The organism is Microcystis sp. LSC13-02, from assembly GCA_002282935.1.
Taxonomy (GTDB): domain Bacteria; phylum Cyanobacteriota; class Cyanobacteriia; order Cyanobacteriales; family Microcystaceae; genus Microcystis.
Genome location: MTBT01000092.1, coordinates 1 through 10,287 on the forward strand (window position 1 = coordinate 1; position 10,287 = coordinate 10,287).

At 42.4% G+C, this 10,287-nt stretch carries 10 protein-coding genes and 2 pseudogenes; 5 read left to right on the forward strand and 7 right to left on the reverse strand.

Annotated features, from left to right (window positions below; genetic code table 11):
• Positions 1-121: 121 nt before the first annotated feature.
• Positions 122-1,105: a succinate dehydrogenase/fumarate reductase iron-sulfur subunit gene (locus BGL89_RS05370; RefSeq protein WP_286824807.1), complete on the reverse strand. Its 984-nt coding sequence runs from the start codon at positions 1,103-1,105 to the stop codon at positions 122-124.
• 532 nt (positions 1,106-1,637) lie between these two features.
• On the opposite strand from BGL89_RS05370, the gene BGL89_RS05375 reads away from it, so the two are divergent.
• Positions 1,638-2,024: an AbrB family transcriptional regulator gene (locus tag BGL89_RS05375; protein ID WP_286824808.1), complete on the forward strand. Its 387-nt coding sequence runs from the start codon at positions 1,638-1,640 to the stop codon at positions 2,022-2,024.
• Positions 2,025-2,376: 352 nt separating this feature from the next.
• A complete protein-coding gene (locus BGL89_RS05380; RefSeq protein WP_286824809.1) occupies positions 2,377-3,171 on the forward strand; it encodes a CPBP family intramembrane glutamic endopeptidase in 795 nt (264 codons plus the stop codon).
• Here BGL89_RS05380 and BGL89_RS05385 read toward each other — a convergent pair.
• Positions 3,154-3,951 carry a Tab2/Atab2 family RNA-binding protein gene (locus BGL89_RS05385; protein ID WP_286824811.1) on the reverse strand — a complete coding sequence of 266 codons (798 nt, stop codon included), beginning with the start codon at positions 3,949-3,951 and terminating at the stop codon, positions 3,154-3,156. The two genes, BGL89_RS05380 and BGL89_RS05385, sit on opposite strands and share 18 nt — an antisense overlap.
• Positions 3,952-4,096: 145 nt before the next feature.
• Here BGL89_RS05385 and rimM point away from each other — a divergent pair, with 145 nt between their 5' ends.
• The 3 genes and pseudogenes from rimM (at position 4,097) to BGL89_RS05400 (ending at position 5,118) form a co-directional block, all read left to right on the forward strand.
• Positions 4,097-4,675, forward strand: a complete 579-nt coding sequence (gene rimM, locus BGL89_RS05390) for a ribosome maturation factor RimM (protein ID WP_286824812.1) — start codon at positions 4,097-4,099, stop codon at positions 4,673-4,675.
• Positions 4,676-4,771: 96 nt separating this feature from the next.
• Positions 4,772-4,951 (forward strand): annotated as a pseudogene (locus tag BGL89_RS05395) (IS701 family transposase); the annotation flags it as partial.
• A 5-nt stretch (positions 4,952-4,956) separates the two neighbouring features.
• Entirely contained in the window at positions 4,957-5,118 is a 162-nt protein-coding gene (locus tag BGL89_RS05400; protein WP_286824820.1) for a helix-turn-helix domain-containing protein, read from the forward strand.
• On the opposite strand, the gene BGL89_RS05405 is transcribed toward BGL89_RS05400, so the two are convergent.
• The 5 genes and pseudogenes from BGL89_RS05405 to BGL89_RS05425 all read right to left on the reverse strand — a co-directional run.
• A complete protein-coding gene (locus BGL89_RS05405; RefSeq protein ID WP_286824813.1) occupies positions 5,115-5,543 on the reverse strand; it encodes a hypothetical protein in 429 nt (142 codons plus the stop codon). The genes BGL89_RS05400 and BGL89_RS05405 overlap by 4 nt on opposite strands.
• 47 nt (positions 5,544-5,590) lie before the next feature.
• Positions 5,591-7,222, reverse strand: coding sequence for a purple acid phosphatase family protein (locus BGL89_RS05410; RefSeq protein WP_286824815.1), 1,632 nt, complete (start codon positions 7,220-7,222; stop codon positions 5,591-5,593).
• A gap of 116 nt (positions 7,223-7,338) precedes the next feature.
• A complete protein-coding gene (locus BGL89_RS05415) occupies positions 7,339-7,821 on the reverse strand; it encodes a hypothetical protein (RefSeq protein WP_286824817.1) in 483 nt (160 codons plus the stop codon).
• 214 nt (positions 7,822-8,035) lie between these two features.
• Positions 8,036-9,778, reverse strand: a complete 1,743-nt coding sequence (locus BGL89_RS05420; RefSeq protein WP_286824819.1) for an ABC transporter ATP-binding protein — start codon at positions 9,776-9,778, stop codon at positions 8,036-8,038.
• A gap of 160 nt (positions 9,779-9,938) precedes the next feature.
• Positions 9,939-10,160, reverse strand: a pseudogene (locus BGL89_RS05425) (aminotransferase class V-fold PLP-dependent enzyme); the annotation flags it as partial.
• Positions 10,161-10,287: the final 127 nt, after the last annotated feature.

The following is a 10,287-nucleotide window of genomic DNA, read 5'->3' on the forward strand; positions in this document are numbered from 1 at the left end:
GTGCGAAACCCCGCAAGGGAAAGAAGCAGAAACCTAAATCGTGAGGTTTGGGAATCACCGTCCGTTTACGGCGGTGAGGATGTCAAAATCATCTCAAAATTGCTCTAACTATCGAGAGTGATCAAGAGCGAGAATTTTGAATAGCAGTAATTAAACCTCTGACTTCCTCGGTTCCCTCGGAAGCTTCAAAGGAAGTGGGGAATTTACCCCTAGCAATCATCCGCAATCCCAAGGGGGCAATACTTAATAAACCCTGTAAATCGCGCCAATAATTGCCCAGCACATAGAGGCCGAATTTGCGTTCATCAACCCATCCCCCTGCTTTGACTAATTCCACTAAAACTTTCCGGTGACGAATGGGACGACTACTATCGTCCGACTTGCGAGCGAGTATTTCCTGTTTAATTTTACCGATTTGATCCATGGGAGCCACTTCCATGGGACAAACCGCATTACAGAAATAGCAACGGGTACAACCCCAAACCCCTGCGGTGCCTTGGTTATAAAGTTCTAGGCGACTTTCCTGATTACCATCGCGGGAATCCACTAAGGTGCGCTGCGCTTTTGCTAAAGCGTGGGGACCGACAAAATCGGGATTGACTTGCTTGGCATTACATTCTGAATAACAGGCTCCGCACATAATGCAGTTACCCATCTGATTGAGATTGGCTCTTTCTTCTGGAGTTTGCAGAAATTCTCGTTCGGGAATGGTGCGCGCTTGACTACTAATATAAGGTTCAACCTTTTCTAAATCGTCCCAAAACGGTTGCATATTGACGATTAAATCCCGAATAATCGGTAAATTCCCCAGAGGGGCGATCGTGATTTCGGGAATTTCTCCGACATCTTTTTGGCTAGAATGGTTTAATTCACTGGCGATATTTTTTTGACAAGCCAAGGCCGAACGGCCGTTAATTTTCATAGCACAGCTGCCACAAATTGTATTGCGGCAATTTTTACGAAAGGCCAAAGTTCCATCAAGTTCCCATTTGATGCGATTAAGGCAGTCGAGAATTGTATTTCCCGCCTCCACCTCTAGGGTAAAATTTTCTAGGTAAGGGGTGTCGTTGGGTTGTTGACGCAGAATTTTAAAAGAAACTTCCATACTCGGCACGGGGATGAGGGACTCCTAATACTCAGGATAATCGATGTTAACGGGCCAAAGGGGAGCTAGTAATGGTAATTAATCCTTAAGATTTTCCCCGGTCGGTTGAGCCAAGGAGTGGGTATCTAGACCTAATCATAGATGGGCAAGTCGCTCGAAAACAGTTTAATCACCCCGGATTTACTGCTCTGGGTCATTAGTTTTTTGCCAACTCCAACCACAAGTATAGTTTCTCAATTCCTTGCCAGGTATAGCTTGAACCGTTTTATGTCCTCACTTTCTCCTCCCTGTTTTCCTCGCACCCGACCAAAAATTGCGCGAGTCTTGGCCAAAAATTTCCTCTCCCCCACAAGGCCTACACTTACTACCTAGTCTGGGGTCTTCTTAGCACGATTGTCATCACAGAACCATCAGTTTTAAAAAATTTATTATTCCCCTCTAGACATTTTTGGCAAGATTTTTGGTATGATCAATTTGTCAGTGTAAACTTAATTGACAGCCAGTCAAAAATCAAGGAACATTTAAAAGTACCATGAATGATATCTCTCCTACTCCCCTAACCGGGAAAGCTCTACTTCAAAAAGTCAAAGAGTTGGCCCACTTACCCCGTCGCGAAACGGCAAAACGTTGTGGTTACTACTCCCAAAGTAAAGATGGCCAAGTTCGGGTCAATTTAACCGACTTTTACGATGCTGTTTTGGGTGCAAAAGGGGTTCCTCTCGATCCCGAAGGCACTAAAGATGGCCGCGGCCGCGAACCCACTTTCCGGGTTAGTGTCCACAAAAATGGTCAAATCGTCATCGGTTCCACCTATACCGAACAAATGAACTTGCAGCCCGGCGATGAGTTTGAAATCAAACTTGGCTACAAGCACATCCACCTCAAACAAACGGAATCAGAAGAATCGGTAGAAGCTTAAATAGGTTACGAAGTAGGGATAAGGATAAAAAAAATCGGCAGTCAAAAGGGCTAGTTTTGACAAGACCGACCAAAAAGACAATATAGATTCTTATCCCTAATTCTAACCCCTGACCGCCTCTTTCATCAACTCGAGGGGTTTTCCTTAAGCACTTTTTCTTCTTTTTCGCAACCCCCTAGGGATGGATTTTTGTTGGAGCTAGGCTTTACCAGAGCAAAGTTCCACAGTTATTCTATCCCTAGAGGGTTTGTTTTATGGGTGTTAGGGGTAGGGGGTAGGGAAATTTCAACTAATACCCCAAAACCCCAAAACCCCACACCCCACACCCCAGTTCCCTAGCACCTAATTGACAATGGACATGGCTGCCTTAATAAAAATTATTATTTTCCTGTTAGCCTGGTTAATTCTCTGGCTGCCGATTGCCATTGTTTTAGGGAGTCGTTTGGGATGGCAACCGCTGCAAGGTACAAAACCTGACCAGAAATTGCCACTGGTGGCCTCTCTTTACGCATTGGCTCCCTTAGTTATCTGGGGATTATTAAAGATAGAGGGGAGCAGCCTCCATAATTACGGATTAATTTGGTCATTTTCCCTATTTATCTCCCTAACTAAAGGATTAATCCTGGCAGTGGTGGGATTAGGGATAATTTTTTTCCTAGAGGGGATTTTGACATGGGTACATTGGCAGCCCAAAAACCTCGCTCGCGCTTTTTCCTTGAGTTTACCCCTGTTGATAGTGGCCCTCTGGGTGGGTATTACCGAGGAATTAATCTTTCGGGGCATCTTTTTGAGCCAATTAAGCCAAGAATACGGTTTTTGGGTGGCGGGAGCCATTTCTAGCCTAATTTTTGCCCTGCTGCACCTGCTTTGGGAACGTCAGCAAACTCTGCCGCAACTACCCGGTTTATTTCTGATGGGGATGGTTCTGGTCTGGGCCAGGGCGATCGATCATGGTAGTTTAGGATTAGCTTGGGGACTTCATGGCGGTTGGGTATGGGGATTGGCCTTGCTAGACAGTGCCGAATTGATGTCTTACAGCGATTCTGGGTGGGTTTGGGTTAAAGGTATCTATAACCAACCTTTAGCGGGTTTAGCAGGCATTCTCTGCCTCTTGGGGACAGCTTGGGGGTTAAACCTGCTTCAGTAGCCAAAAGCCGGTAAAAGTGCGACCGGAATCATCCGGTTGTATGAGGAGAAAGTGCAAACCTTGGCTTTCCTCTTTGGTTGCTTGATAAGCATTGGCTGCCCGGGCCACTTCTTCATCATCGTAGGTCAGGAAAATCCAACGCTCATTGAGACCCGATTCCAAGACTAAACCGCCCGATCGCCCCGTTTCTGTGGGAATATGAGCGATAAATACCGGGTTAATTTCCCCTAACCAACGAGCGATCGCCAAAGATTTTTTACCACCGGTAATAACCACACCGGGGATCATTAAAGTGGAGGCTAAACCTAGTTTTAAAGGAGAAAAGGCCTCTGGTAGGGAGAGAATCGGTATTCGGCGATCGCCAAAAAAGTTAACTAAATCAACGGCGGGAAAACGAGCAAAACGCCACTCTTGACCTAAAAATTGGTCGGGTACGGGTTGTGGTGGAGGAGAGTCGATATTTATGGGGATTTGCCGCAATTCTAGCTGTTTTTTCAGGGCGTTAACGTGACGGGTTAACTCGATTTTGATCTGTAAATTTTGACCAGCGAGGAGAAATAAATTGGCGCATTGGGGGCGAAAAACTTGGATAATTTCTGGGGAGGAGACTTGACAAGCTTGCTGTAACTGTTGGGTTAACCAGTCGCTATTAGCTTGCGATTGGGGACAGGAATTTTCATAGATAAGATGACCGAGAGGATCGGAAATTAACAATTGCCAGACTGTGCCAAGAGGGGAAGAAGATGAAGATTTATAAAAATCCGCTTGCCAAATAGTCATAATTCAGTAAAAAGTCACCAGTAAAAAGTCAAAAAATGGTCAGGAGTAGAGGTCAACTAAAAATTTTACCAAGACTTTTAATATCTAGGAGCGAGACAAAAAAGGCTATATACTAGGGAAAGCTATAGCAAAAAATGTCGAGACAATGGAAGAAAATTGGCTAGAAATTGGGACAATAGTAGCACCCCAGGGACTGGAGGGAGAATTGCGAGTTTTATCGGTATCAGATTTTCCCGAACGTTTTCAGAAGCGAGGGGTGAGGGGAATACAAGGGATCCAAGGGGGAGAAATCCGAGAAATTACTCTGCTCAGGGGACGTGAGCTACCGGGCAAAAATGTTTATGTTATCAAGTTAGAGGGGGTTGAAAATCGGGAACAAGCCGAAGCTTTGCGCGGATATAAATTATGGGCAAATAAACTAGAAAAACCTCACCTAAAAGCGGATGAATATCATGTTAGCGAGCTAGTGAACTTAGAGGTTTATCATCACCTTACAGGAGAAAAAATCGGGGTTGTGGTAGATATTTTCTGGGCGGGTAATGACATTTTAGCAGTGCAACTAGAAGCAAATCTCGCCTCTGTCAAGAAAAAAAGTCCATCCTCCGACTCAGAGGCCAGGGCCTTGGTCCCCTTCGTCAAAGAAATTGTTCCACTGGTGGATCTGAAAGCGGCACGCATCGAGATTGCGCCACCACCGGGGTTATTAGAGATCAATTTATCCTAGTGGGACTTAAACGATCAACAAGAGTATAATCGTTATAGAATAAGCACTTGACGCTGAGAGAGCAGCGATGAAAGGAAAGAGACAACCCCGGCCGCGATGCCTCCCTGCTTTGACCGATGGTGTGGACGTTTTGACAATTGCTTCAAGAGCGAAGCGCAAAAAAATGGGTTCAGACAGTATTTAGGAGGATTATTAGGGGAAAGTGAAAGGAAAAATCTAACTCAAATGACCAATAATGCCTTCGGAGTGATTTATAACCGATTACACCACTTTATTTTATCTTGGTGTTTTGTGCCTATACATTTATCCTGTGGCATAAGTTAACTGGGGGACTGCAAAGGTGGTGGCGAATCGACCATTCTTTAACCGCTTTCGGAGAAACCCTGAAACCGATTATTCTGCAAATGCACCAATTAGGAATTGAGAAAAATGCCAGACTTTAAGGTTTTAAATTTCCTCCTCGAATAAACCAAGTAATTGTGGCACTGGTAAAAGCAGTGATAGCGACAATAGCTATTTGTTGCCAGTTTTTTAATTCCCCAACTTTCTCGATTAAATCGGGAATTTTTTGGGTTAATACTGCTTGGGATTGAATTGTTCCTTCAATTTTAGCCGTGATAATTTTGACTTCCGTGATTTCTTTGTGTAGGTTAATAAATTGCTTGTTATTTTCTTCTCTCAGGGTTTCTAGTTGTTTGCGATTATCTTCCTTTAGCGTATCAATTTGCTTGCGGGTTTCTTCTCGCAGGGAAATCATCTGCTCGCGGGTTTCTTCTCGCAGGGAAATCATCTGCTCGCGGTTTTCCTGTCGCATTGCCGAGAGTAAGTCTTTCAATTCTTGAATATCATTGCTAGTAACAGTAGTCATAGAATTAACCCCAAGAGAATCTATTTAACCGGCACTCTTTGACTTTATTATATTTCACCTATGCTAAAAAGGTCAAATTCATCAAATTTAATTACTTCAGAGTCAGGATAACGAGTATCAAAACGATAACTGCTCACGGTTCCTTTTTCTGTATCTAAAATGCTAAAAACCGTCACATCATTACTGGCAATATAGGGTAAAGGTTGATTAACCCAATCCACTAGAGGAGCAATATTCGGGATAATTGCTGCTAATCCATTAGGATTACCGATGGCTGCATAATTTCTATCGAGAGGTACAGGACGTTTTTTATCACCTAAATAAGCACCATAACTATTACCTACGTTAGAAGATTCGAGAAAATTAGTGCCGTTAGGACTAAGAAAACGATTCCATAAATGAGAATGACCATAGAAAACCAAATTAACCTTGGCCGATTCTAATAAAGGAATTAGATCGCGAATAATATAATCATTTTCTTGGGGATAATCATAGCGTACTGATGTAACTTTTCCCGTGGCATCCTCTTGAATTGTCGGTAGGGGATCGGTGTAGGGTGGAACGATATTTCCTCCTAGGGTATGGGGAGGATGATGAAACATAACTACTTTATATTTAGCCTCTTGAAATTCTCGACTATTTAACTCTTTTTTTAACCATTGATATTGAGGACTACCCTGAGCAATTGGCTCAAAAATATGCTGACCGTAACCCCATCGATCGGGTCTATCTAAATCTCTTTGATTTTCGTAATATCTTCCCCTTGCACTGGGTTCTAAATTGGGATTTCTCCAGATATTAGTAACATATAAAACCACTAAACGAATATCACCAAAAGTTAGAGAATAATATTTATTTTGAGGCAAAGAAAAAATTTCTTCGTAGGTTTCTGTGTTGAAAGCCTTATTTTTTAACCAGTTTTCATTAATTTCTGCTGTATCCTCTGCTAGTTTTTTAGCAATAAAGTGAGGAATAGCATCTTCAAACTGTTCATTTAAACCTCTGGAAGTAGAAAATCTGCCCATAACTTCATGATTACCAATAGCAGGAAATAAGGGTGCATTTTGAATAATTTCACCTCCTTTATAAATAGTTTGAATGCCATTTTTTGTGAGAGTATAATTAGCACGACCTTGTAAACAGGGAAAGAATGCCCCACCGCGAATATCATCAAACCATTCCGACGCTCGATCGGGTATATTAACTAAATCTCCGGCTAAAAAAACCGCATCTACCTGTCCAATAGTTTCGCTAACTTTTTGCAAATTAGCGGCAGTCATCGGCATTAATTGATGATCGGAAGTGAGCAGAATTTTGAGATTAGTTCCTTTTTTTGGTGTTGGGGTAAGGGTATAAAGATCACTTCTAATCGCTGTATTTTCCTGAAAACTGGTGACTTGATAGGGAATCCTTTCACCAGGCTTTAAATCAGTAATTTCGGCCTGATGTCGCCAGATTTCTCGATCGGTTAAAGATTGATAAGCTTCAAGGGTTCTCGATTTGGCATCTTCTCTAACTCTAGTTAATTTGCTAGTTTGAGCGAGGGCAATTTTCTCTAGTTTTTCCCCGTAGCGCAGCTGATGACGAGTGCCAAAAAATTCCGTAAACCAAACCACTTTTATTGATGTTTCGGTCGGTAATTGTAAAAAAGGTTCGGTTAAAAGTTGCTCCTTGTTCATTGTCGCTAAAAGATAACTAATTATAATTAAAAAAGCTGGATTAATATAACATCCAGCTTTTGAGATGCTCAAGTTAAAGAGGACTAACAAAACTGTTAACCGCTCTTAGGGTAATTTTAGTGACAGACTCCCGTGAAAGAATCACCACCATGCTTAACTTTAATGGTGCGAAGATTGTTTTCTAGGGTAAAACTAACCGGTGTTCCTGCTTGACTTTTTCCACTAAAAGTATTTCTACCTTGATAGGTAGTGACAGCTAATCCTATTGGCTGCATTTCCGGGGGAGTTGCGGCAGCAAAATTATCAATCGTTACGGTGTTATCGTCTTTGTTAACTACCAAAATTTGCCCTTCCACCACATCACTAACCGGGGAAACCATTGTCAGTGTCACCGGTTCTTTTTTGTTGATTGAGTCGTCATCAATTTCAGAAGTATAAACATATAGTTTTACTCCTTGGGCGGTTTTGCCAGTTGCTGTACAGATGATACCATCTCCTAGAGTAGGCATTTGGGCAATTGTCGGCTGAATTAAGACGCTAGGGACACCGATCAGGGTAGCAGTGGCTAAAAGAGCGGTTTTACTCAGATTTTTAAGCATGAATTTCTCGGTTCAAGTGGACTTCTATTCGGTTTTTAGCACATTACCTGTGCCACGAGAAATCAAGATAACACAAAAATTGGTTAGAAATTTTTATAAAGTGTTGAGTGAGATTCTTGGCTTTTACTGCCATTAAATCGACAAAATAGCCAGAAAATCCGGGTTAAATTCCCTGACTAACTGGCAATAACTGGCAGATTCCCTATTTTATCGGCTACTGTAAAACCTTAGATTCTAACTGCTGCTGTTGCCAGAGGTTTTGATAGACTCCGGGGACTGCGATTAACTCCTCGTGGGTTCCTATCTGGACAATTTCTCCGCGATCCATGACAAAAATGCGATCGGCAGTGGCAGCGGCCGATAATTGATGGGAGATAAAAATCACGGTTTTTTGGCTTTCTTGGCTGATATTTTCCAAAATAGCTGTAGCCGTTTGATTATCGACGCTAGATAGGGCATCATCAAGGATTAAAATCGGTGCTTGGATGGCTAAAGCGCGCGCTAAAGAGGCCCGTTGACGTTGACCACCGGAAAGAGTAATCCCACGTTCTCCCACTAAAGTTCCGTATTTTTGCGGGAAATTCTCGATTTCCTCCTGAATTCTCGCTTGTTTGGCCGCCGATTCCACTGCCGAAAAATTCAGCAGCGGATCGCCATAACGGATATTATCTTCAATGGTGGTACTAAATAAAAAACTTTCTTGGGGAACATAAGCGATCGCTTTTCGCAGCTCTTCAAGGGCAATTTGAGTGACATCTTGATTATCAATAAATAACTGTCCCTCAGCAATATTCAAAAGACGGGGAATAGCGTTAGCAAGGGTAGATTTTCCCGATCTGATCGCACCGACGACCGCTACCGTTTCCCCCGGATTAATGGTAAAAGAAAGAGATTTTAAGGCGGGTTCCTTAGCATCAGGATAGAAAAAAGTCAAGGCTTTGGCGGTAATTTTTCCTTGAATATTTTTTAAGTGAATACAATCGGCATTGTCTTTAATTTTAGCCTCGGCTAATAGGATAGTTTCCAGGCGATCTATACTCACTTCTCCCTGTTGGTAGGCAGTAATAGTGAAACCTAATAAAGCAGTGGGAAAAACTAATCTTTCTGCCAAAATTAACAGAGCAATAAAGTCCCCAATGGTGATATTACCCGCTATAATTTGTCTAGTACCGAGAGCAAGCAACGCCAATAAACTGACATAGGCCAAAGCTTCAATCAGGGGAAAAAGAAAATTACGAGTCTGGACTAAATCTAAATTAGCCTGTAGTAATTCGCGATTTCTTTGCTTAAATGCTAGGCGCTCGTTACCTTCTTGGGCATAAATTTTAATCAGAGTAATACCACTCATATCCTCTTGAATTAAATCGCTCAGATGCGAGAGTTTTTCTTGTACTTTTTTCTGTTGCCGCTGCAGACGACCACTAAATAACTGCACCGCAATTAACATCAAAGGATAGACAGAAATAGCGGCGATTGAAAGGGGAATATGAATCGCTAACATTACAGGCAAAGTTAACCCATAGGCAAAAAAAGTATTAGCCAAACTGAGCAAAGCAAAACCCACCAGACGACGGATATTATCCACATCGCTAGTGGCACGGTTGATTAAATCTCCTGAAGTTTGCCGAGAAAAATAGGCAGGTTCAAGGGTTAATAAATGCTGAAAGATTTTTTGTTTAAGCTCGAACTCTACCTGACGACCGATCCCGAATAACAATACTCTGGAAATCATGCGGATAAACCACATAATCGAGGCTAAAGCGACAATTAAAATCAGATAATAAATGATTTTTTGAAAGTCAAAGGATTTACTCAAATCATCGATGCTATCCCGGATTAAAAGCGGTATATAAACACCCAAAAGATTAACAATAAGCAGAGCAACTACCCCCCCAGTTACTATTTGCCAATGGGGACGTAGATAATTTGCTAGTTTTTTAATGCGAGAATAAGCCATATTCAGTTATCAGTAATCGGTGATCAGTTATCAGTTAGAATAGGGAACAGGGAACAGGCAAAAGGGGGAATAGATAATCAGTGGATTATGAGATGCGGCCACATTTCCCACCCAAGAATTTTTATTTTTTCTCCTTGTCCTGATTTGGCCTTCGGTTTAACATTAGAACCAGCCTTGGGCGGTTTACTGGGGGGCTGATCAATTTTAGCTTGATAGCCGTACCGCCAGAAGTGAAGATAATCTGGTCTGAATTGGCATTAATTAACCCTGCTACCTGTTCTCTGGCCATTTCGATGACTGTCGCCGTATCCTGTCCCCAAGTGTGTAAACTGGAGGGGTTGCCCCAATGATGCTGGAGAATAGTGGCAACCCGCTCGATCACTTGGGGATGAGTGGGGGTAGTAGCACTATAGTCAAGTTGACACTCCCATCGCTAAAAGCGAGGGATTCTTGGTTCATCGAGTTTCCTTGATCTGGCAGGACGTATCCAACCAAACCAGAGGGAATCT

Excerpts from the sequence above, each read along its gene's own strand:
- BGL89_RS05370 (WP_286824807.1), bottom strand. The coding sequence starts at position 1,105 with ATGGAAGTTTCTTTTAAAATTCTGCGTCAACAACCCAACGACACCCCT.
- BGL89_RS05375 (WP_286824808.1), top strand. The coding sequence starts at position 1,638 with ATGAATGATATCTCTCCTACTCCCCTAACCGGGAAAGCTCTACTTCAA.
- BGL89_RS05380 (WP_286824809.1), top strand. The coding sequence starts at position 2,377 with ATGGACATGGCTGCCTTAATAAAAATTATTATTTTCCTGTTAGCCTGG.
- BGL89_RS05385 (WP_286824811.1), bottom strand. The coding sequence starts at position 3,951 with ATGACTATTTGGCAAGCGGATTTTTATAAATCTTCATCTTCTTCCCCT.
- rimM (WP_286824812.1), top strand. The coding sequence starts at position 4,097 with ATGGAAGAAAATTGGCTAGAAATTGGGACAATAGTAGCACCCCAGGGA.
- BGL89_RS05405 (WP_286824813.1), bottom strand. The coding sequence starts at position 5,543 with ATGACTACTGTTACTAGCAATGATATTCAAGAATTGAAAGACTTACTC.
- BGL89_RS05410 (WP_286824815.1), bottom strand. The coding sequence starts at position 7,222 with ATGAACAAGGAGCAACTTTTAACCGAACCTTTTTTACAATTACCGACC.
- BGL89_RS05415 (WP_286824817.1), bottom strand. The coding sequence starts at position 7,821 with ATGCTTAAAAATCTGAGTAAAACCGCTCTTTTAGCCACTGCTACCCTG.
- BGL89_RS05420 (WP_286824819.1), bottom strand. The coding sequence starts at position 9,778 with ATGGCTTATTCTCGCATTAAAAAACTAGCAAATTATCTACGTCCCCAT.